Below are 21840 nucleotides of genomic sequence, written 5' to 3' on the forward strand. Positions count from 1 at the left end.
ACTATTATAACAGAAAGATGGGTAGCGACGCTAGCAGCCGTTAACGGGCCGCGTTTTTCATGATGCGGGCTTTATCCAGCTTCCATTCGCGCTCTTTGATGTCGTCGCGTTTATCGTGCTCTTTCTTACCTTTGGCAACGCCAATCTTGACCTTGCTCCAGGCGTTTTTCCAATACAGTGACAGCGCGACTACCGTGTAGCCTTCGCGGTTGACGCGACCGTAGAGCGAATCCAGCTCGCGCTGGTTTAGCAGCAGCTTGCGGGTTCGGGTCGGGTCACACACCACATGGCTGGAAGCGCCGTGCAGCGGGGTGAAAGTGGCACCAAACAGGTAAGCTTCGCCATCACGCATCAGCACGTAGCTGTCGCTGATATTGGCTTTACCTGCGCGCAGTGATTTGACTTCCCATCCCTGAAGAGCCAGGCCCGCTTCAATCTCTTCTTCTATGAAGTATTCGTGGCGGGCGCGCTTGTTAAGCGCAATGGTGGCAGAACCGGGTTTATGTGCTTTTTTCTTTGTCATAGTGCCGTCATTATACTGGTTGTCGTCGTGAATGAAATCCCCAGCCGGGATTCATCCCGTTCTTTATGAACAGGTGCGATGTTCCTCGCAGAATGGTTGTCTGGCTGCTCATCGGTGGTATGATTTTGCGCGTTTTATGAATCACGGAAAATTGTATGCCTAAAATCAGCCGGTCTGCGCTGGTCCCATTCAGTGCCGAGCAGATGTATAAATTAGTGAATGATGTCTCTTCTTACCCTGCCTTTCTGCCTGGGTGCACCGGTAGCCGCGTGCTGTCTTCTTCCGAAAGTGAAATGACGGCTGCGGTTGATGTGTCAAAAGCCGGCATCAGCAAGACATTTACCACCCGCAATACGCTTGTCGACAATCAATGCATTTTGATGCAACTGGTGGATGGCCCGTTCCGTCAACTCAGTGGCGACTGGCGCTTTACGCCATTGAGCGATGATGCCTGTAAGGTGGAGCTGAATCTGGATTTTGAATTCAAGAATGCATTGATTGAGCTGGCATTTGGCAAAATTTTCAAAGAGCTGGCCAACAGTATGGTGCAGGCATTCACCCTGCGAGCCAAAGAGGTCTACTGTGCCTGAGATCCATGTTGAGGTGGTCTACGCCTTGCCGGAGCGTCAGTACTTGCGGCCATTAACGCTGGAAGCGGGGAGTACCGCGGAACAGGCTATTCAGGCATCCGGTTTGCTGGCGTTGCGCCCGGATATCGATCTGAGCGTCAATAAAATCGGTATTTTTAGCCGCCCGGCGAAGCTAAGCGACGTGCTCAGTGATGGCGATCGCGTGGAGATCTACCGGCCATTGCTGGCTGACCCGAAAGAATTACGCCGTCAGCGCGCAGAGCGTTCAAAAAATAAGGCACGGTAACGTGCCTTATTTTTTGTGCTGGTCAGCGAAGGACTACTCCAGCGAAGGGCTGCTTCGCCAGACTTGCTCACTTACTGCGCCTGTAACGTGGGTTTGTTATCCACATTCGTCAGCACACCCTGACTGTTGAAGGTCAACGTCAGCGTTTGCTGTTTCACGGCTTCATGCCCTGGCTGCTGACGGAAGACGTAGTACCAGGTGTCTGATCCAAACGGATCCTGCAGCATTGGGGTGCCCAACGTATAGATGACCTGCTGTTTGGTCATTCCATTATGAATTTTGGCAACGTCAGCGGGGGCCAGATAGTTACCCTGATTGATGTCAGGCCGATAGACGACACGCTCCAGTGTGGAACAACCAGCAGTCAACATAACAACAACCACCGCAGCGACGACAGTCAGCGTTTTACAGCGCATAGTGATTACATTCCTTAAGGGCATAGGTTGCAGATGATAATAGACCTTGCCTGACTTGAAAACCTGCAAGACGTCTGTAAGACCGCGGGAATTCGAAAAAGTTGATCCTCACTAGGCTGCAAGTAATTCTCTGGCGTTTGCCAGCGTGTTTTTGGTGACGGCCGAACCGCCGAGCAAACGCGCCAGTTCCTGCAACCGCTCACGTTTACCCAATGGCTGCATCAGGGTTTCTGTTGCTTCACCGTCGGTATGTTTGCTGACAAAGTAGTGGTGATGACCACAACCAGCCACTTGTGGAAGGTGGGTCACACACATGACCTGGGTTGATTGCCCAAGCTGGCGCAGCATTTTACCGACAATAGCTGCCGTCGGGCCGCTGATGCCCACATCCACTTCATCAAAAATAAGCGCCGGTGTATCCATTCTGCGGGCGGTGATCACCTGAATAATAAGTGCGATACGCGACAGTTCCCCGCCAGATGCCACTTTAGCCAGCGGCTGATGTGGCTGGCCGGGGTTGGTGGTGACACAGAACTCGATGTGATCAGCACCGGTGGCGGTCAGCGAATCTGGTGTGAAGGTGACGTTAATAGTGAAATGGCCGTGTGGCATAGCCAGTTCATGCATATTGGTGGTAATCAATTGTGCCAGTTCACTGGCGTGCTGGCTGCGCCGGATGTGCAACTGCTCCGCCACATGCAGGGCCTGTTGATGGTACTCCTGCACCGCTCGGTTCAGGGCGTCGTGGTCACTTTCTTGCTGTTCCAGCAGTTGTTGTTCCTGCAACAGCTGTTGGTGATACGCAGGCAATTCTTCCGGCGTGACGTGGTGTTTACGTGCCAGCGTTAACTGGCGCGACAAACGCTGTTCCAGTTCGTAGAGCCGGATAGGGTCCAGGTCCATGCGGTCACAATAATGGCGCAACTCATCGCTGGCTTCGCTAATTTGAATGCTGGCTTCTTCCAGCATGGAAAACACCCCGGAGAGCGCCTCATCCATGCTGATCAGTTCCGATAACTGATGTTTGGCGCTGTGCAACATGCCAAGTACGTTCTGCTCTTCACCTTCGCTGAGTATTTGCAGCGTCTGCTGACTGAGTGACATCAGTTGCCCGCTGTTGGCAAGCCGCTTGTATTCGACATCGATCTGCTCGTATTCACCCGGTTGAGGGGTAAATTCATTGAGCTCCTTGAGCTGGTACTGCAACAATTCCCGGCGCGCTTCCCGCTCGATGGTGGCCTGCTGATGTTGTGCCAGTTCGCGACAGCTCTGGTGCCATTGCTGCCACATCTGGCGCATGGCACCAAGCAGTTGCGATTCATCGGCGTAGGCATCCAACAGATGGCGTTGATGTTCCGGCTTGAGCAGCAACTGGTGCGCGTGCTGGCCGTGGAGCTGAATCAGATGCTGGCCCAGTTCGCGTAACTGCGACAACGGCACCGCCGTACCATTGATAAAGGCGCGAGAGCGGCCGTCGGCACTAATGACGCGGCGCAACAGACATTCGTTGTTGTCATCAAGCTGATTGTGTTCCAGCCAGCGTAACGCGGCGGGGGTATCCGTCAGCGAGAAGCGGGCGCAGATGTCAGCGCGAGTGGCTCCAGGGCGCACCATGTTGGCATCAGAGCGGTTGCCGAGACACAGGCCGAGAGCATCAATAGCAATGGATTTTCCCGCCCCGGTTTCACCGGTAATGACGCTCATCCCTGCCTGAAAATCAATTTCCAGTTCGCGCACAATGGCGAAATTACTGATTGTGAGTTGCGCCAGCATGATAGTGTCCTGTATGTAACAACAACTGTTATTACATACAGTATAGACTGGTTTTTTGTACAGTAAAGAGGCAATCGCCACTTTCAGAATAATTTTTTGGACCAGCCGAGCTTGCTGCTTAATGTATTGAAATAGCTATAATTTTCTGGGTGAATCAAATTCAGGTGATACTGGCTGCGCTGGATGAGGACCTCTTCACCTTCCTGAACTGGCAGTGCAATTTGGCTGTCGCAACTGATTTCCAGATCCTGGGTGATGTGGGAAAACTTCAGCCGAATGGCACTGCTGCTGTTGATCACCAACGGCCTTGCCGACAGGGTATGCGGGAACATCGGCACCAGCGCAATCGCATCCAGTGATGGGGTCAGGATGGGGCCACCGCCGGATAACGAATACGCCGTGGAGCCGGTGGGGGTTGAAATAATCAGGCCGTCGGAACGTTGGGAAAAGGCGAACTTGTCGTCAATATAGACTTCAAATTCAATCATGTGTGCCACTTTGCCCGGGTGTAGCACCACTTCATTGATGGCGGTGCTACTGCTGTTGGGGTGATTGGCGCGGCACACCTGTGCTTCCAGCATGAAACGCTGTTCGCGGATGTAACGCCCGGCGAGCACCTCGCTGAGTTGCTGCTGGGTGTGGTCCGGGTCGAGGTCGGTGAGAAACCCGAGATTGCCACGGTTGACGCCAATGACGTTGATATCGTAGCGCGACAGCACCCGCGCTGCGCCCAGCATGTTGCCATCACCGCCGACCACCACCGCCAGATCAGCCTGCTGACCAATTTCCGACAGGCTGCCGGTGGCGGCCTCCGTCAACTGCAATTCGCGGGCGATCTGTTGTTCGAGCACGACCTTGTATCCTTGCGCACGCAGCCAGTGATACAGCATTTCATGGGTGGTCAATGCATGTGGGTGACGTGGATGACCTACAATACCAATGCAGTTAAACGCTCTGTTCATTTGGGTGGTTTGTCCTCATAGGCGCACCGGCAGCTCACGGTTTTCGGACCGGTAATCAGACCAATATGTGAGTGGTTCCCTTGAAACCCCGGTTTTGATCCCCATAATAAGCGAACTAGCGAGATGAATGCGAAAAACGCGGAGAATTTCATGAGTAGTAAAGAACAGAAGTCGCCTGACGAGCAAGTCTTGGATCAAAAGGAAGCAGCGCAAGGTCAGCAAGCGGATGCCGTGCCAGAGACGACGGATGTCGCTGACCCGCGTGAAGAACGTATCGCCGAACTGGAAGCGCAACTGAGCGAGCTTCAGCAACGTGAACGTGAAAACGCATTACGTGCCCGTGCCGAGATGGAGAACGTCCGTCGTCGTGCCGAGCTGGACGTGGAAAAAGCGCATAAATTCGCTCTGGAGAAGTTTGCCGGAGAAATGCTGCCAGTGATTGATAACCTGGAGCGTGCGCTGGAAATGGCGGATAAGTCGAACGAAGCGCTGTCCGGCATGATTGAAGGGGTTGAGCTGACGCTAAAAGCGATGCTTTCTGCGGTGAGCAAGTTCGGCATTGAGGTGGTGGCTGAGGTGAACGTGCCGTTTAATCCGGACGTACATCAGGCGATGACACTGCTTGAATCTGCCGAGCATGAACCAAACCATGTGATGATGGTGATGCAAAAAGGTTATACCCTGAACGGTCGTTTGTTGCGTCCGGCGATGGTCGCCGTGTCTAAAGCAAAAGAGTAACGTCTGTTCGTGCTCCGGGAAGCGGCCAACGGCATCTTCCCGGGGTGTCTGTGTTACGGTTTCTTCCCTCGTTTTCCTTCCCGCTTTTCTTACCACTTTTCCCCGTGCCATGTTGTGAAACAAATTCGTTAGTCCGTTATTTATTGTTCGTTTTTGTGTTTATATTTTGTTAATCTTTACGTGTTAAAACCTGTGTTACTTGCCAAGCAGATGCTTCATTATCATTACCTATCAGAGCAATCATTTCTTTCATTCTAAATGCACTTGATAATCATTATCAACTTTGCGACAGTAGCAAAACAATAGCATTAGAAGGGTTACTCATATGCCGGGGAGTCGTGTAGTGGAATCAGTCAGCCGAACGTCAAGAAAGCTCAAACTTTCGCTGATGGGGCCGGCCTTTATCGCGGCGATCGGTTATATCGATCCCGGTAATTTCGCCACCAATATTCAGGCGGGTGCTGCTTACGGGTACCAGCTGTTGTGGGTGGTGGTATGGGCTAACCTGATGGCGATGTTAATCCAGTTGCTTTCTGCCAAACTGGGGATCGCGACCGGCAAGAATCTGGCGGAGCATATTCGCGATCGTTTTCCTAAACCTGTGGTCTGGGCGTACTGGATACAAGCCGAGATCATTGCGATGGCGACGGATCTCGCCGAGTTCATCGGCGCGGCTATCGGCTTTAAGTTGCTGCTTGGCGTGTCGTTGTTGGAAGGCGCGGTCCTGACCGGGATTGCCACCTTTCTGATTCTGATGTTGCAAAAACGCGGGCAAAAACCGTTGGAGATGGTGATCGGCGGGTTACTGATGTTCGTCGCCGCAGCCTACATCGTTGAATTGATCTTCTCTCGTCCTGAACTGGCATCGCTGGCAAAAGGCATGGTGGTGCCAAGTTTGCCGAGTTCCGATGCAGTATTACTGGCGGCCGGTGTGCTGGGTGCCACCATCATGCCGCATGTTATCTATCTGCATTCGTCGCTGACACAGCAGCAAAGTCACATCACCCGTGCTGAGCGTTATTCCGCCACCAAGGTGGATGTTGCGGTGGCGATGACTATCGCCGGGTTTGTCAATCTGGCCATGATGGCGACAGCGGCTGCGGCGTTTCACTTTAGCGGTAATACCTCGATTGCAGAGCTGGATCAGGCCTATCTGACGCTCAAACCCCTGTTAGGGCAGGCGGCAGCAACCATTTTTGGTCTGAGTCTGGTGGTGGCTGGTCTGTCTTCTACCGTGGTGGGAACCCTGGCCGGTCAGGTGGTGATGCAAGGGTTTGTGCGCTTCCATATTCCATTGTGGGTTCGCCGTGTGGTGACCATGCTGCCATCATTTATCGTGATTCTGTGCGGTATGGATCCGACCCGGGTGCTGGTATTAAGTCAGGTGTTGTTGAGCTTCGGTATTGCTCTGGCGCTGATCCCACTGTTGGTGTTTACCGGTGACCGCGATTTGATGGGAAACCTGGTCAACAGTCGCCGGGTACAGAATACCGGTAAGGTCATCGTGTGTATGGTGGTTGCGCTCAACCTGTATCTGGTTGTGGATACATTACTGGGATAATGCCCGCCGGTTCTTCACTCATTATTGCGCCTCCGCGTGTCGGGGGCGTTTTGTTTTTATGTGTCTGACTTTTTGCTTTCACCGGATGATCACGTGCAATTGGGTGATGCCCGGCCTATTATCTGAAGCTGATTTTTGATACCGAGATACCATTATGTCCGCGCCGATTACTATCGTTGAGAAGAAGCTGTTATCTGATCACTGGTTCGTTTTGCATAAATATGTGTTCGATTTGAAGCGAAAAAACGGCGGCACGGTGCGTCAGATGCGGGAAGTGTACGACCGTGGTAACGGCGCGACTATTTTGCTGTATAACCGGGCCAAAGGAACGGTGGTGTTGACCCGTCAGTTCCGGATGCCGACCTATCTGAATGGTAATGAAAGCGGGATGTTGCTGGAGGCCTGTGCTGGCCTGCTGGACGATCAATCACCTGAGCAGTGCATCCGTAATGAGGCTATCGAAGAAACCGGCTACCGGATTGGTCAGGTGGAAAAGCTGTTTGAAGCCTATATGTCGCCGGGTGGTGTCACCGAGCTGCTACACTTCTTTGCGGCGGAATACGACGATACGCAAAAACGGACTTCCGGCGGTGGTGTGGAAGACGAAGATATCGAAGTGCTGGAGTTGCCATTCAGTGAAGCGATGGCGATGGTCAAAGATGGCCGTATTAAGGATGGCAAAACCATCATGTTGTTGCAGCACGCGCAGATTAACGGCTGGTTCGCCAACGCCCGTTAACCGGTAGGATGCGGTAAACACATCCGGGGCCGACAGGCCCCGTGTCGTTTGGTGATTCCGCCGGGCTTATAGCTGGGCGGCGAGCAGATCTTCCAGTTTCTGCTGGTCTGCGGCAAACAGGCGAATACCCTCAGAGAGTTTTTCTACCGCCATAGGATCCTGATTGTGCTGCCAGCGGAATTCGGTTTCCGACAGTGGTGCTGGCTGATGGAAGCCTTCGGTTGACGGGCTGAGCCGACGTTCTACCGGGGCGGTGCTGTTTTTCAACTGTTCCAGCAACGCCGGGGCGATGGTCAGACGGTCGCATCCGGCCAATGCCAGGATTTGTTCCACCTTGCGGAAGCTGGCCCCCATCACGATAGTGCGGTAGCGGTGCTGTTTGTAGTACTCGTAAATACGTCGTACGGACAGTACGCCGGGGTCCTGTTCGGCGTTGTAGTCGGCAGAAGGCTGTCGGGCCTGATACCAATCGTAAATACGGCCGACAAACGGCGAAATCAGATAGACACCCGCCTCGGCACACGCGCGAGCCTGGGCAAACGAGAACAGCAGCGTCAGGTTGCAGTTTATCCCTTCTTTTTCCAGCTCTTCGGCGGCGCAGATCCCTTCCCAGGTGGCGGCCAGCTTAATCAGAATACGCGAGCGATGGATGTCCTTTTCCTCATACATCGCGATCAGTTTGCGGGCTTTCGCCACACACATACCGCGATCAAACGACAAGCGGGCATCAACTTCGGTGGAGACTCGCCCAGGAATGCTATTGAGAATTTCCGTCCCGATGTTGACCGCCAGGCGGTCGCTGGCGTTGATGAGTTGTGTCTCTTTCGAGCCGCCTTGCTGGCGGGCATACGCCAGTGCATCGGCAAAGAGTGATTGATACGCAGGCAGGCTGGCGGCTTTCAGAATGAGTGAGGGGTTAGTGGTAGCGTCCTGCGGTGAAAAGTGGCGAATCGATTCGATATCGCCGCTGTCTGCCACTACCACAGTGAATTGTTTCAATGCGTCTAGCTGGTTCATGGCTTAGCTCCCTGAAGATAAATTTGGCGGAATCACACTGCAGGATTCTGTGGTGGAATGACATGCGTTTTTTCTGATTGCGCAGCCATCGGCAGAGCTGACCCCGTCATGCCGTAACACTGGCTAAGCATAGCTAATCTGTACGCCATCTGCCGTCGGGTTGGATAAATTGAGGGGTGAGTGGCGTTTTTTCTGGCATTTTCTGCTTTTTTTGCCCGGCGCATCACGCGGGGTTATCGCGGATATACGCGTTGTCACAGCTTGTGGGGAGGTATGCCGCTGAGTGATTTTCACTCTCATTAATTAACTATATTAAGCGGTATTCCGGCGCGGATTTTGTAATGCTTCATGGTTTCGCAAATGACAGACACGATAGACTGGGTAGCCCACTACCCTACAAACAAAGCAAGAAGACAAGGTAATTAGCTATGGATGAACAACTCAAGCAAAGCGCACTGGACTTCCATCAATATCCGGTGCCGGGAAAAATCCAGGTCTCCCCGACGAAGCCGCTGGCAACTCAGCGTGACCTGGCGCTGGCCTACTCACCGGGCGTTGCCGCGCCTTGTCTGGAAATTGCGCAAGACCCGCTGGCCGCTTACAAATACACCGCGCGCGGTAATCTGGTGGCGGTGATCTCCAACGGTACCGCCGTGCTGGGGCTGGGTAATATCGGCGCACTGGCCGGTAAACCGGTGATGGAAGGTAAAGGGGTACTGTTCAAGAAGTTCTCCGGCGTCGATGTCTTTGATATCGAAGTGGATGAGCAGGATCCTGACAAGCTGATCGATGTGATCGCCGCACTGGAGCCGACTTTCGGTGGTATCAACCTGGAAGACATCAAGGCCCCGGAATGCTTCTATATCGAGCAGAAGCTGCGCGAGCGCATGAAGATTCCGGTATTCCACGACGACCAACACGGCACCGCTATCATTTGTACCGCAGCGGTACTCAACGGGCTGCGCGTGGTAGAAAAACAGATTGCCGATGTCCGGCTGGTGGTTTCCGGTGCGGGCGCGGCATCGATTGCCTGCCTCAATCTGCTGGTGGCGTTGGGCCTGAAACGTGAAAACATCGTGGTGTGTGATTCCCGCGGTGTTATCTACAAGGGTCGTGAAGCCAATATGGCGGAAACCAAAGCGGCCTATGCGATTGACGATAATGGCAGCCGCTTACTGGCGGATGTTATCCCGAACGCGGATATTTTCCTCGGTTGTTCTGGCCCAGGTGTGCTGACTCAGGACATGGTGAAAACCATGGCACCGCGCCCGCTGATCATGGCGCTGGCGAATCCGGAACCGGAAATTCTGCCGCCGCTGGTAAAAGAAGTGCGCCCGGACGCTATCGTCTGTACTGGCCGTTCTGACTACCCGAACCAGGTTAACAACGTACTGTGCTTCCCGTTTATTTTCCGTGGCGCGCTGGACGTTGGGGCAACCACCATCAATGAAGAGATGAAGCTGGCCTGCGTGCATGCGATTGCAGACCTGGCGCTGGCGGAGCAGAGCGATGTGGTGGCGTCTGCCTATGGCGATCAGGATCTCTCTTTCGGGCCGGAATATCTGATCCCGAAACCGTTTGATCCGCGTCTTATCATCAAGATTGCACCGGCGGTAGCGAAAGCGGCGATGGACTCCGGCGTGGCAACCCGCCCGATTGAAAACTTCGATGATTACATCGAGAAGCTGACGCAATTCGTCTACAAAACCAACCTGTTCATGAAGCCAGTCTTCGCTCAGGCCCGTACCCAGCCAAAACGTGTGGTACTGGCGGAAGGGGAAGACCCGCGCGTACTACATGCGACGCAGGAACTGGTGTCGCTGGGGCTGGCATTCCCGGTGCTGATCGGTCGCCCTGGTGTTATCGAAAAACGTATTCAGAAACTGGGCTTGCAGATAGCCATTGGTAAAGACTTCGAAGTGGTCAATAACGAGTCCGACCCACGCTTCAAAGCCTATTGGACTGAATACTTCGAGATGATGAAGCGCCGTGGTGTGTCTCAGGAACAGGCGCAGCGTGAGATGCGCGCTAACCCGACGCTGATTGGCTCTATCATGGTCCATCGCGGTGAAGCGGATGCGATGATCTGCGGGACAGTCGGTAATTACGAAGAGCATTTCGGTGTGGTAGAGAAAGTGTTCGGCTACCGTGACGGTGTGCATGTAGCTGGCGCGATGAACGCGTTGCTGCTGCCGAGCGGTAACACCTTTATCGCCGATACCTACGTCAACCCGGATCCGACACCAGAACAGCTGGCGGAAATTACGCTGATGGCCGCCGACACGGTACGTCGTTTTGGTATCGAGCCTAAAGTGGCCTTGCTGTCGCATTCCAGCTTCGGCACCTCTGATTCGCCGACGGCGAAGAAAATGCGTGCGACGCTGGAACTGGTGAACAAGATGGCGCCGGAGTTGCAGATCGATGGTGAAATGCACGGCGATGCCGCGCTGGTGGAAGCCATTCGTCGTGAACAGATGCCGAACAGCCCGCTGAAAGGGGCGGCTAACATCCTGATCATGCCGAACATGGAAGCCGCGCGTATCAGCTATAACCTGCTGCGTGTTTCTTCTTCCGAAGGCGTGACCGTCGGGCCGGTACTGATGGGCGTGGCGAAACCGGTACATATCCTGACGCCGATTGCTTCTGTTCGTCGTATCGTCAATATGGTCGCACTGGCTGTTGTGGAAGCACAGACCGCACCGCTGTAATCGTCCTGATTACAGTGAGAACAACGAAACCGGCAGGGTGACCCGCCGGTTTTTTTACGCCTGCTGGCGGAGCCACTTATCCAGTTCGTTGGCGAACTGTTGGCGGTCACGCTGGTTTAATGCCGCCGGGCCACCGGTCTGTACACCGCTGGCGCGCAGCGTATCCATGAAATCCCGCATGGTCAGCCGCTCGCGGATGGTATCTTCTGTGTAGCGTTCACCCCGTGGGTTAAGGGCGATAGCCTGCTTTGCCAGCACTTCAGCGGCAAGCGGGATATCGGCGGTGATCACCAGATCGCCAGGCTGAACACGACGCACAATTTCGTTATCCGCGACATCAAACCCTGCGGCCACGCGCAGGCTGTGGATGTGTGGCGAAGGTGGCGTTTTGAGCGGCTGATTGGCCACTAGCGTCAGCCGTGTCGAGGTACGATCGGCTGCACGGTATAACACTTCTTTAATGACGTTAGGGCACGCGTCGGCATCGACCCAGATGGCACTCATTCGTGAGACTCCGGCGATGTTGAGACACTAAGCCAGTCGCGAGCGGGTAAAAAGTCCCGGTACAGCGAGGCTTCCGGGCTGTCTGGCTCGGGTTGGTACTGGTATTCCCAGCGTACCAGCGGCGGCATCGACATCAGAATAGATTCGGTACGCCCACCACTTTGCAGGCCGAACAAGGTCCCCCGGTCCCATACCAGATTAAATTCCACATAACGGCCCCGGCGGTAAAGCTGGAACTGACGCTCCCGCTCGCCCCACGGGATATCTTTGCGGCGATTGACGATAGGCAGATAGGCGTGCTGGAACCCTTCGCCGACTGCGCGCATGAAAGCAAAGCTGGTGTCGAAATCCGGCGTATTGAGGTCATCAAAGAACAGGCCGCCGACGCCACGCGCTTCGTTACGGTGTTTGAGGAAGAAGTAATCATCGCACCATTTCTTGTAACGCGGGTAAACGTCATTGCCAAATGGCTGGCACAAATCAAACGCGGTCTGGTGCCAGTGGACGGCGTCTTCTTCGAAACCGTAGAACGGGGTGAGATCAAACCCGCCACCAAACCACCATACCGCTGGTTCGCCCGGTTTTTCAGCGATGAAAAAGCGTATGTTGGCGTGGCTGGTTGGCACATAAGGGTTAAGCGGATGGATAACCAGCGACACGCCCATCGCCTGGAAACTGCGTCCTGCCAGCTCGGGACGATGGGTGCTGGCAGAGGGGGGCAGCGACGCGCCCGAAACGTGAGAGAAGTTGACGCCAGCTTGTTCGAATACGCGCCCCTGACGCAGAACACGGCTGCGCCCGCCACCGCCGGAGGCATGCTGCCAGGCGTCTTCCATAAAGCTGGCGGTGCCGTCCGCCAGTTCCAGTTGTCGGCACAGGGTGTCTTGCAAACCGAGCAGAAATTGCTTGATAGCGTTGGTGTCCGGTGAACTCATAATGTCCCTTATCATGATAGTAAAAGGCAGTGAGGGCGGATTTCCTGCCCGGGCTGATTCTGGCCTTAGTATATCGGACTTCGCAACGTCGCCCATTGCTGAAAATGTCGCTGGCGTGAATTATCAGCCAGCGGTTGAAAACTGTATGACGGAGATATTGCGTCTGCGATGAATCGCGGGATAATCAGGAATAACCGATTGACTCTAGATGGCGAGCAGCAATGGAAATCCGCATATTCAGGCAAGATGACTTTGAAGAAGTGATCACCCTTTGGGAACGTTGTGATTTGCTGCGTCCCTGGAACGATCCGGAAATGGATATTGAGCGTAAGCTCAACCATGACCCCGACCTGTTTCTGGTGGCGGAAGTGGGTGGTGAGGTCGTGGGTTCCGTGATGGGCGGATACGACGGGCATCGCGGTTCTGCCTACTATTTGGGTGTTCATCCTGATTACCGTGGCCGCGGTATCGCCAATGCCCTGATCAGCCGTCTGGAGAAAAAACTGATCGCACGTGGTTGCCCGAAGATTCACCTGATGGTGCGCCAGAACAACACGGCCGTCATCAGCATGTATGAAAAGATGAATTACGACCTGGTCGATAGCATTACGCTGGGCAAGCGTTTGATTGAAGATCAGGAGTATTAAATCCCGCTGGTGCATCATCGGCTGATAACTACGAGGCGATGCCAGCTCGCCTGATTTTCCTGCGCTTATCGGCCGCATTCCTTTCGCCTCCTCTTGCTGTATGCGCTCTTGCGCCACGTTCTTCTGTTGTCTTTTCCACGTTCTGCACGCTATCAACATCCTCGCTACAAATATTTGTTGATAATGAATATCATTTGTAAAATAATTACCATTATCAATAATTATTTACATTTGTGTGGGCCGATTGGGGAGTTCAGGGTGGCATACCGTTGCCCTGTTCATGGCTCGATGATTATTTTTATAAATAAAACATGGTATTACTTTGAAAGTTACGCATTCTTTTCTGCTGTCTGTCGCGGTACACCTGTCGGTACTCTGGGCCTTGTTGTGGGGCGTGGTGTCTCGTGAACAGGTTGTGCTGCAGGCCGGGCGTGCCGGGGAAAGTGCGGCAAGTATGCATGTCACGTCATTTTCGCCTCATTCGGTGCGGCTGTTTTCTTCACACCCTGAACCTTCCCCGAGTGTCGAACCGGTTACCGAGCCGGCAACACCTACCGTTCCAGAAACAACCGCAGTTGCTGCTGCGTCGGTGGTGCCTGTCAATGAACGCGCTGTAGTGCGTACGGTGTCGGCTGAGACTGTGGCGAAAACGCGCCTGCAAAAACCACCGGAAAAACCACGGGAACCGCCGCGTACACCAGTTGATGCCACACCGGTGCGAGCGAGTGAAAAAACTGATGTCCGAAACATGCCGACGGCGGTGCTCAGTGATAACCGGGATACGCCGGTGAAGGCTGAAGCACCGTTTGCCGGGCAGGGAGATCGTGCTACCGCGCCGGTGTCCGCCAGTGCATCGGTGGGCGGTCAGGCTGCGCCGCAGGGCGAAAGTACTCAAGGGCAGGCCAGTCGTGGCGCAGGAAGTAGTCAAAACGACGTGCTCAAGGCGTTGCAGCGCCGTGTGAGCTACCCGGTTCGGGCACGTTCAATGGGGGTGGAGGGTCAGGTGCGATTGCGCTTTGACGTGACCTCCAGCGGCACGGTGACCAACATTCGGGTGCTATCGGAAAACCCCGACGGCATGTTCAGCAGCGACGTTATCAAAGATATGGCGCGCTGGCGTTATCAGGCGGGCTCACCCGCCATCGATCAGACCGTGTCAGTCATTTTTCGATTGAGTGGTCATATCGAACTTCAGAATTGATTGTTTTCTTTTCAATATCATCAGGGTACAGGAAATACTGACATGAATAAGCATCTCTATTTGATGATGATACTGGGCGTATCATCAACGGTGACGGCTGCCGAACAGACAACGCAGGCGGAAAATACCGCTACGGATAAACCAGTGACGGCAGAAAAAAAGCCAGCCGATGAAGATACGATTCTGGTGCGTTCCACGCCCACCAGCCAGAGTATGGGAACGCAAATTATTAATAGCGATCAGATTCAGCGTCGGCCGACGCGTAACGGTAGCGTTACTGAATTACTGCGTTCCAACCCTAATGTACGGTTTTCAAATGATCTTGATAGCAGTACGACGCCAGGTGAATTGGCGCCGGAAAACGTGTCTTTCCATGGTGAAAAGTTTTACCAGAATAACTACATGATCGATGGGTTATCCAATAATAATGTCATTAACCCAGGAGCCAATAACGGTCAATTGACTAATACGCCTGATGGTTATTCGCCAACGGATTTGCCTGCCGGTGGTGCGCAATCCTTCTGGGTTAACTCGGAGTTGATCGAGCAGTTACAGGTATTCGACAGTAATATCTCTGCGAAATATGGTGATTTTACCGGCGGTGTGGTCGATGCCAAATTAAAAGACCCGAAACTGGATCGCGCTTCCGGAAAAATTTCTTATCGCACCACTCGCGACAGTTGGGCCCGTTATCACATTGACGATGATATTGAAGGTGACTTTTATTCCGCCAGTCAGCTCTATTATCAGCCGAAATTCCGCAAGCATTTTTATTCGGCCACCTTTAATCAGCCATTAAGCGATAAAGCCGGATTTATTTTTGCCTATAACCGTCAGCAGTCGACCATTCCGTTTTACAACAGTGTGATGGATGAATGGGTCACACAGACTCGTGAGGCGGAAACCTATTTGCTTAAAGGCACTTATCTGGCGGATAACGGCGATGTTTTTCGCCTTACCGGGATGTACGCGCCGCATGAGTCCGGCTATTACAAGAAAGACATTAAAAACGGCGGTTATACCAATACCGGCGGCGGCTATCGCGGCAATATCGAATGGGAACACAACGCCGACTGGGGAAAAGTCAGCAGCCTTGCTGGGTATCAGTCTGAAGAAAACCGTATTGAACACGAAGCGGATACTTACCAGTCCTGGTATCGCTATAACCGGACATCCAGGTTTGTATCCAACGTTGTGGATTGGGGAACTGGTGTGGCGGGAAATACCTCGCAGTTATCCGGGATCGGCGGCTATGGTAAGTATGCCACCGAGAAGCGCACCTTCACTTTCAAACAGGATTACGAGCTAAACCCACTGGCGTTATGGGGAACCAGCCATCAGTGGGATATGGGCTGGCAGGTCGATTCTTATCACGCCCAATACCGCCGTTTTAGCGATGTGTATACCAGCCGCAGCACGCCAACTATCAGTACCAGCGTTGTGTGCCAGACTGGCGATGCGTTCTGTATCAATCGCGAACAGTATTTCCGCAGCCGCACGCTGTATCCAGCGCGTCAGGTTGAAGGGAACTACGTGAATTATGCGCTGTATTTGCAAGATAGCGTCAGCTACAAGAACCTGGAGGTAACGCCGGGCGTGCGCCTGCAGTATGACGACTACCTGAAAAACCTCAATGTCGCCCCGCGTCTGGCGGCCTCTTACGATGTATTTGGCGATCGTGCTACCCGTGTTTTTGGCGGTGCCAACCGCTACTACGCCCAGAATATGCTGGCGTACAAACTGCGTTCCGGAATCAACGAGTCGGTGGTGCAGAATCGAACCAACGCCAACAGCGCCTGGACGAGCAGCACGACCAGCTATGGCACATATGACTACGATATTTCCGACCTGAAAACGCCGTACAGCGATGAGCTGTCGTTGGGGCTGTCGCAACGGGTGTATGACACCGTCTGGACGCTGAAATGGGTGAATCGCCAGGGGCGTGACCAGTTTGGCCGCAGCAGCCAAACCGATAGCAGCGGTCAACGCTATTACTACCTGACCAACGATGCCCGTACCGAAGGCAATACCGTGTCGCTGACGGTAGAACCGATCAGCCCGTATAAACTGAAATACGCGGACATTCGCTGGGGACTCAGCGCCAGCATGGCGGATAACAAGACCAGCTCACAGATTTATTACGACCAGAGCAACATGGATGACAGCAAGGTGATCTTTAAAGGACGCCTGACCGATCGCCGTGACATGGATGCACTGGACTACAACACGCCGTGGTCGGTTGCACTGAACGTCAATACCTATTTCCCGGCCATTCGCCTGAACTGGGATCATAACCTGACCTATACCTCGGGCTACAAAGGCTATCGCACCACCAGCGTAACCTGCTCCGGCAGCACCAGTCGTGTCAGTGCCTGTGGTGATTACAGCGGTAGCGCCACGTTGTATACCGAGCACAAATATCAGGATTACCTCTCTTATGACTGGCGTTTCAATTACTCGCTGCCGACCTACAAAAACCAGTCGCTGGATCTGACGCTGGATGTGATCAACGTGTTCGACAACGTGATCGCCACCTCGCAGGAGTCTACCGGCAATACGGTGACCTACAAGTTGGGACGCCAGTTCTGGCTGGGTGTTGCGTACAACTGGTAATGGCTTGCCGCCGGGCATAGTGCTTTCCCCGGCGGTAATACCCTTTCCCGGCAGTAACACGATTACCTGGCAGTAACACAATGGTTTATCGAACTATTTTGTCTGTTTCATATATCTATGATTGAGTAATTGATGAAAAAAATGACATCACGCTGGATTGGCATCATCGTCTTGTGCCTGTTCAGTACGCTGGCATCAGCGCAAACCGTTACCAGCCCGTTACCGGTGATCACCGAAGGGCAACTGGCTAATGGCTTGCGTTACACCCTTGTGCCGTTAGCCGGTCAACAACAACGGCTGGATATCCGGCTGTTGGTCGAATCGGGCTCGTTGGATGAGCAGGACGGCGAATCCGGCGTAGCGCATATGGTTGAACACATGGTGTTTCGCGCGACACAGGATTATCCGACCGGACTGGCACAAACGCTGGGGCAACAGGGTTGGATCCGTGGGCAGCACTACAATGCCATGACCAATTACGAACGCACGATGTACATGTTGAGTCCGCCAGCGGGTAAAGCCTCGCTGACGTTGGCGCTGAACGTGTTGGCGCAGATAGCCGGACACGCGCGTTTCGAACCGGAGGACTGGCAGCGCGAGCGTCAGGTGATTCTGGAGGAGTGGCGCGGCAAGCTCGGGGTCGCAGAGCGCATGAATCAGCAGCGGGTCGCTGCCATCAGGCATGGTTCTCGTTATCCCGAGCGACCGGTTATCGGCACTGAAACCTCCATTCAGAATACGCCGGTGACGGTGCTGCGCCGTTTTTATGATCGCTGGTATCACCCCCGTAATATGCGCTTGATCGTGATAGGCGACCTGCAGCCCGAGCAGGTAAAACAAGCGATTTCGCAGGTGATGGGGAGTCTGCCGGACACGCCGATCCCATCGCGGCCGTCGTATGAGCCGACGTTGCGCCCGCAACTGCATGTGGTGCGCTTGCAAGACAGCCAAAGCAGCGTTAGCCAGGTGTCATTCGTGTTCCGTTTTGATGATGCCTTGACCAAAGCAACAGGGGAAGAGGGGATGCGCCGCCGTCTGATTAACCAGATAACGCTGGATGCCCTGAGTAAGCAGGTGCAGCGTCAGCCGCTCTCTTCGTCTTCGGCAGTCAGCAGTCTGGTGGTGCGCAAATCTGATATCGGCACTACCACGGTAGCGTTGGGGCTGTTTGCTTCGGTGCTGCCGGAGGGACATCAGCAAGGGATTGACGCCGTGCTGCAGGAAATTGCCCGCTTGCAGCGTTATCCGCTTTACGAGCCGGATATCACCGCAATCAAGGACGGGTTACGTCAATCGGCGGAGAACATGGCGGCGACGCCAGAGCGGCGCGAGTTTTCCGATTGGGTACAGCAACTGGTGGTGTCCTGGCAGCAGGACCGTCCTTACATCGGCAAGCAACAACTGGGGCAACAGGCGCTGGCGGTACTGAAAACCATCACGGCCGATGATATCAACGCCTGCCTGCAACGCTGGTTGTCGTCGCCTGATCAACTGGTTCAGTTCAGTGTTCCCGGTAGCCTGCCATTCACGCCGCCTTCCGCGGCAGCGATTGAGCAACAGCGTCAGTCGGTCGCGCAGCGTGAGCTGGCACCGTTACAACTGCCGGTGACGCGGGTTACGCCAGTACTGCAGCCGGGCGAAGGCCGTGGCGAGGTTGCTGGTGTACGTCTCTTCCCGGAGCAGAAGGTGGAAGAGTGGCAACTGACCAACGGTGATCGTCTGGTGTGGCTACGCACGCCTCAGGCTGGCAAAACAGTCTCACTGACCATGCTGTCGTCTGCTGGTTTTATGGCTCCGGGGCGTGAACCGTGGCTGTCTCAGCTTGCTGCCCAGTTGATCAGCCAAAGCGGGCCTGCGGGATGGACAGGCCGTGATTTGAACGACTGGAAAAAAGCACGAAAACTCTCCCTTAGTCTGGATTATCAGCCAGATGAACTGCGCTGGAGCGGGAGTACGAGCCCCGATAAGCTGGAGGCGTTGCTGCATCTTTATCACGTGATGAATCGGTCGGCGAGTATCGACGAAAGCGATCTCCGCGAGAGCCTGGCGACACTAAAACGTCAGCAGAGTACCCGCGAGCAGAGCATTAGCGCCCAGCGGGAGCGGGAGAGCGCCGAATTGCAGTTTGGCAAAGCCGGTGTGCCTTTCCCGACGCCAGTACAACTGGATGCCGTGACCAGCGAACAACTGGCGCAACAGTGGCGGCAGACGGTGGCGGCACCGGTAACCTATTACCTGCTGGCGGACTTACCGGCAGAGCAATTGCGCCCACTGGTGGAGCGCTATCTGGCATCACTGCCTCGCCAGTCCGTTGGGGAAAGCCCGCAATATCTGGCACAGGAAGGGAAGCGCGAGCGCATTTCTGCCATCAATCTGGAGCCGAGAGCGGATGTTTATCTGTGGAGTTTTTCACCCCAAACCTGGACGCCGCAGCAGGCGGTGCAGGTGAACATCGCCGCCCGGCTGGCGGCGCGTTATCTCAAGGCCAGCCTGCGGGATGAGGCGCAGGGCGTGTACAACCTGAAGATGGAAAGCCGCCTGAATGATAAGAGCCAGCGCATTGAAACAGTGCTGCGTTTCACCACTTCGCCGCAACGGGCGCAGGCGTTGAGGCATAACGCCCAGCAGGTGCTGGAAACGTTGGCGACGCGCATCACACCGCAGGATGTCGAACAGGAGCGCAAACAGTTTATTCACAGCGAACGAGCCCGTCAGGAAGACATCACCACCCTGATGTCCCGGCTGATACTGAGTTACCGCAATTATCACGATCCCCGCTATCTGACCCAACTGGATAGCCTGGCACCGTCGATCACCGTTGAAACGGTGCGTGACGCGGCGTCCCGGCTGTGGCATCCGCAAAATCAGGTGTTGTACATCACACTGCCGAACACCACATTGCCGAACATCACGCTGCCGCAGGAGAAAAAATCGTGAGCACCTTTCTGCAGGCGTTTGCCCTGTTATGCCGTCCATTCTGGCTTGATCGGCGTTACTGGCCATGTTGGTTGTTGCTGGCCACGATCGTGGCGATGGGCGGCAGCATTGTGTACCTCAACGTCCGTATCAATGACTGGAGCAAGACCTTTTATGATGCGTTGGGAGCATTCGATAGCAGTCTGCTTTACCGTCTTATCAAAGAATATTGCCTCTATATCCTGATTTATATCGGTATCTTCGTGTATCAGGAGTGGCTGACCAAACTGTTAATCATTCGCTGGCGTGAACAGATGACGGCGGCGTTTATCGATAGCTGGCTGGCGAAACGCACGTTTTATCGCCTGTCGTTAAGTGGTCAGGTGGATAACCCGGATCAGCGTATCGCGCAGGATGTCGACCTGTTCGTCACCCAAACGGTACGGCTGTCCGTGTCGTTTATCATCACGTTCGCCCAACTGTGCTCGTTTCTGGTGATCCTGTGGGATCTGTCCGGTGTGCAGCAGTTTACGTTGTGGGGGCACAGCGTCACGGTCAGCGGTTATCTGGTGTGGGTCTCGGTGCTCTATACCTTGCTGGGAAGTTTGATTACCCAGTGGATCGGCAAGCGGCTGCACGGTATCAATTACCATAAGCAGCAGGCGGAAGCCGATTTCCGTGCCTCACTGTTACGCAAGCACGACAGCGCAGAGCAGATTGCGCTGTACGGCGGCGAGCAGCAGGAAAAACGCCAACTCGGCAGCTATTTTGCTTCGATTGTCAGTAACTGGCGCGCATTGATGAACGCCGAGCGTAATCTGGGCCTGTTCACCGTCGGCTATACCCGTGTCAGCCTGATCGTACCGGTATTCGCCGCGTTGCCTGCATTTCTCAGCAAGACGGTGACGCTGGGCGGTTTGATGCAGATCCGCAGCGCGTTCGGTCAGGTACATGGCGCACTGAGCTGGTTTATTCGGGTGTACTACTCACTGGTAGAGCTGTCTGCCAGCATGACGCGTCTGGATCAGTTTCGGCGAGAAATCGACGCGCATCAGGATACGGCGATGCCGTTGGTGCAAGGGGATCAACTGCATGTCGAACGGCTCAGTTTCTCCACACCGCAGGGGCGGCGGTTGCTACATCACGTGACCTTCCAGTGCGTACCCGGCAGTTGGAACTGCCTTTCCGGTCACAGCGGATTGGGAAAATCGACGCTGTTGCGTACGCTGGCCGGATTGTGGCCCTATTACGAAGGGGCTTGGCAGGTGGGACGCGGTACACCGCTGTTGCTGCCGCAGCAGAGCTATCTGGGGCAGGGGACATTAGCGGAGGTGGTGTGTTATCCGCACGCGCCGCTGGATAATGAGGCTACGTTGCGTCAGGTACTGGAGCAGGTTGGTCTCGGTGACTGGGGTGAGCGGTTACAGCAGCAGATGAACTGGGATCGGGTTTTCTCCGGTGGTGAACGTCAACGGCTGGCGCTGGCACGGGCGCTGATCAATCGCCCGGATCACCTGTATCTGGATGAGGCCACCAGCCATCTTGATCCGCAGGCTGCCCGACACTTGCTGGGCGTCATCCGCCAGGCATTGCCGGATTGCACCGTGATTGCAGTGACTCACCAGCAGGAACTGGCTGATTTGTTCCACTACCACATCGATCTGGCGGCGTTTCGCTGATCGTTCTCCTTCTGGTCGGCGGCGTTTTTATC

18 protein-coding genes are annotated in these 21840 nt (G+C 54.5%); 11 read left to right on the plus strand and 7 right to left on the minus strand.

The genetic code is table 11. The features are described 5' to 3' along the window. Nucleotides 1-40: 40 nt before the first annotated feature. Entirely contained in the window at nucleotides 41-523 is a 483-nt protein-coding gene (gene smpB / locus DZE2538_RS03640; RefSeq protein ID WP_012883502.1) for an SsrA-binding protein SmpB, read from the minus strand. Between the two features lie 155 nt (nucleotides 524-678). Between smpB and DZE2538_RS03645 the strand changes: the two genes are divergently transcribed. Next, nucleotides 679-1113, plus strand: a complete 435-nt coding sequence (locus tag DZE2538_RS03645) for a type II toxin-antitoxin system RatA family toxin (RefSeq protein ID WP_012883503.1) — start codon at nucleotides 679-681, stop codon at nucleotides 1111-1113. Further along, the gene (locus DZE2538_RS03650; RefSeq protein ID WP_016942312.1) at nucleotides 1106-1399 is read left to right on the plus strand and encodes an RnfH family protein; all 294 of its coding nucleotides are present in this window, start codon (nucleotides 1106-1108) and stop codon (nucleotides 1397-1399) included. The genes DZE2538_RS03645 and DZE2538_RS03650 overlap by 8 nt, the downstream gene beginning before the upstream one ends. A gap of 71 nt (nucleotides 1400-1470) precedes the next feature. Here DZE2538_RS03650 and bamE read toward each other — a convergent pair whose 3' ends face one another. From bamE to nadK, 3 genes are all read right to left on the minus strand, one after another. Then, on the minus strand, nucleotides 1471-1815 hold the full coding sequence (bamE, locus tag DZE2538_RS03655; RefSeq protein ID WP_012883505.1) for an outer membrane protein assembly factor BamE: 345 nt from the start codon (nucleotides 1813-1815) through the stop codon (nucleotides 1471-1473). A gap of 111 nt (nucleotides 1816-1926) precedes the next feature. Then, nucleotides 1927-3588, minus strand: coding sequence for a DNA repair protein RecN (gene recN, locus DZE2538_RS03660; RefSeq protein ID WP_012883506.1), 1662 nt, complete (start codon nucleotides 3586-3588; stop codon nucleotides 1927-1929). Nucleotides 3589-3671: 83 nt separating this feature from the next. Further along, a complete protein-coding gene (gene nadK / locus DZE2538_RS03665) occupies nucleotides 3672-4550 on the minus strand; it encodes an NAD(+) kinase (RefSeq protein WP_012883507.1) in 879 nt (292 codons plus the stop codon). Between the two features lie 150 nt (nucleotides 4551-4700). Here nadK and grpE point away from each other — a divergent pair, with 150 nt between their 5' ends. From grpE to nudK, 3 genes are all read left to right on the plus strand, one after another. Then, the gene (gene grpE, locus DZE2538_RS03670; protein ID WP_019844469.1) at nucleotides 4701-5288 is read left to right on the plus strand and encodes a nucleotide exchange factor GrpE; all 588 of its coding nucleotides are present in this window, start codon (nucleotides 4701-4703) and stop codon (nucleotides 5286-5288) included. 325 nt (nucleotides 5289-5613) lie between these two features. After that, nucleotides 5614-6849 carry an Nramp family divalent metal transporter gene (locus tag DZE2538_RS03675; RefSeq protein WP_038915613.1) on the plus strand — a complete coding sequence of 412 codons (1236 nt, stop codon included), beginning with the start codon at nucleotides 5614-5616 and terminating at the stop codon, nucleotides 6847-6849. 154 nt (nucleotides 6850-7003) lie between these two features. Beyond that, nucleotides 7004-7588 (plus strand): GDP-mannose pyrophosphatase NudK, encoded by a 585-nt coding sequence (gene nudK / locus DZE2538_RS03680; protein ID WP_023638983.1) that lies wholly within the window; start codon nucleotides 7004-7006, stop codon nucleotides 7586-7588. Between the two features lie 66 nt (nucleotides 7589-7654). Here nudK and tal read toward each other — a convergent pair whose 3' ends face one another. Continuing rightward, nucleotides 7655-8605, minus strand: coding sequence for a transaldolase (tal, locus tag DZE2538_RS03685; RefSeq protein WP_019844466.1), 951 nt, complete (start codon nucleotides 8603-8605; stop codon nucleotides 7655-7657). Between the two features lie 428 nt (nucleotides 8606-9033). Here tal and maeB point away from each other — a divergent pair, with 428 nt between their 5' ends. Next, entirely contained in the window at nucleotides 9034-11313 is a 2280-nt protein-coding gene (maeB, locus tag DZE2538_RS03690; RefSeq protein WP_038915614.1) for an NADP-dependent oxaloacetate-decarboxylating malate dehydrogenase, read from the plus strand. Between the two features lie 54 nt (nucleotides 11314-11367). Here the strand turns inward: maeB and DZE2538_RS03695 are convergent, their stop codons facing one another. Beyond that, a complete protein-coding gene (locus DZE2538_RS03695) occupies nucleotides 11368-11817 on the minus strand; it encodes a YaiI/YqxD family protein (RefSeq protein ID WP_023638985.1) in 450 nt (149 codons plus the stop codon). Beyond that, the gene (gene hemF / locus DZE2538_RS03700; RefSeq protein WP_038915615.1) at nucleotides 11814-12752 is read right to left on the minus strand and encodes an oxygen-dependent coproporphyrinogen oxidase; all 939 of its coding nucleotides are present in this window, start codon (nucleotides 12750-12752) and stop codon (nucleotides 11814-11816) included. Before hemF ends, DZE2538_RS03695 begins: the two co-directional genes overlap by 4 nt. Before the next feature lie 221 nt (nucleotides 12753-12973). On the opposite strand from hemF, the gene DZE2538_RS03705 reads away from it, so the two are divergent. The 5 genes from DZE2538_RS03705 (at nucleotide 12974) to DZE2538_RS03725 (ending at nucleotide 21808) form a co-directional block, all read left to right on the plus strand. After that, nucleotides 12974-13399 (plus strand): GNAT family acetyltransferase, encoded by a 426-nt coding sequence (locus tag DZE2538_RS03705; protein ID WP_016942301.1) that lies wholly within the window; start codon nucleotides 12974-12976, stop codon nucleotides 13397-13399. Between the two features lie 322 nt (nucleotides 13400-13721). Beyond that, the gene (locus DZE2538_RS03710) at nucleotides 13722-14600 is read left to right on the plus strand and encodes a TonB family protein (protein ID WP_038915616.1); all 879 of its coding nucleotides are present in this window, start codon (nucleotides 13722-13724) and stop codon (nucleotides 14598-14600) included. Between the two features lie 42 nt (nucleotides 14601-14642). Next, on the plus strand, nucleotides 14643-17213 hold the full coding sequence (locus DZE2538_RS03715) for a TonB-dependent receptor plug domain-containing protein (RefSeq protein ID WP_038915617.1): 2571 nt from the start codon (nucleotides 14643-14645) through the stop codon (nucleotides 17211-17213). A gap of 132 nt (nucleotides 17214-17345) precedes the next feature. Continuing rightward, nucleotides 17346-20150, plus strand: a complete 2805-nt coding sequence (locus tag DZE2538_RS03720; RefSeq protein ID WP_038915618.1) for a M16 family metallopeptidase — start codon at nucleotides 17346-17348, stop codon at nucleotides 20148-20150. Beyond that, nucleotides 20147-21808, plus strand: coding sequence for an ABC transporter ATP-binding protein/permease (locus tag DZE2538_RS03725; protein WP_038915619.1), 1662 nt, complete (start codon nucleotides 20147-20149; stop codon nucleotides 21806-21808). Before DZE2538_RS03720 ends, DZE2538_RS03725 begins: the two co-directional genes overlap by 4 nt. Nucleotides 21809-21840 lie beyond the last annotated feature (32 nt).

It is taken from the genome of Dickeya zeae NCPPB 2538 (genome assembly GCF_000406165.1).
Taxonomy (GTDB): domain Bacteria; phylum Pseudomonadota; class Gammaproteobacteria; order Enterobacterales; family Enterobacteriaceae; genus Dickeya; species Dickeya zeae.

Excerpts from the sequence above, each read along its gene's own strand:
- smpB (WP_012883502.1), bottom strand. The coding sequence starts at position 523 with ATGACAAAGAAAAAAGCACATAAACCCGGTTCTGCCACCATTGCGCTT.
- DZE2538_RS03645 (WP_012883503.1), top strand. The coding sequence starts at position 679 with ATGCCTAAAATCAGCCGGTCTGCGCTGGTCCCATTCAGTGCCGAGCAG.
- bamE (WP_012883505.1), bottom strand. The coding sequence starts at position 1,815 with ATGCGCTGTAAAACGCTGACTGTCGTCGCTGCGGTGGTTGTTGTTATG.
- recN (WP_012883506.1), bottom strand. The coding sequence starts at position 3,588 with ATGCTGGCGCAACTCACAATCAGTAATTTCGCCATTGTGCGCGAACTG.
- nadK (WP_012883507.1), bottom strand. The coding sequence starts at position 4,550 with ATGAACAGAGCGTTTAACTGCATTGGTATTGTAGGTCATCCACGTCAC.
- grpE (WP_019844469.1), top strand. The coding sequence starts at position 4,701 with ATGAGTAGTAAAGAACAGAAGTCGCCTGACGAGCAAGTCTTGGATCAA.
- DZE2538_RS03675 (WP_038915613.1), top strand. The coding sequence starts at position 5,614 with ATGCCGGGGAGTCGTGTAGTGGAATCAGTCAGCCGAACGTCAAGAAAG.
- nudK (WP_023638983.1), top strand. The coding sequence starts at position 7,004 with ATGTCCGCGCCGATTACTATCGTTGAGAAGAAGCTGTTATCTGATCAC.
- tal (WP_019844466.1), bottom strand. The coding sequence starts at position 8,605 with ATGAACCAGCTAGACGCATTGAAACAATTCACTGTGGTAGTGGCAGAC.
- maeB (WP_038915614.1), top strand. The coding sequence starts at position 9,034 with ATGGATGAACAACTCAAGCAAAGCGCACTGGACTTCCATCAATATCCG.
- DZE2538_RS03695 (WP_023638985.1), bottom strand. The coding sequence starts at position 11,817 with ATGAGTGCCATCTGGGTCGATGCCGACGCGTGCCCTAACGTCATTAAA.
- hemF (WP_038915615.1), bottom strand. The coding sequence starts at position 12,752 with ATGAGTTCACCGGACACCAACGCTATCAAGCAATTTCTGCTCGGTTTG.
- DZE2538_RS03705 (WP_016942301.1), top strand. The coding sequence starts at position 12,974 with ATGGAAATCCGCATATTCAGGCAAGATGACTTTGAAGAAGTGATCACC.
- DZE2538_RS03715 (WP_038915617.1), top strand. The coding sequence starts at position 14,643 with ATGAATAAGCATCTCTATTTGATGATGATACTGGGCGTATCATCAACG.
- DZE2538_RS03720 (WP_038915618.1), top strand. The coding sequence starts at position 17,346 with ATGAAAAAAATGACATCACGCTGGATTGGCATCATCGTCTTGTGCCTG.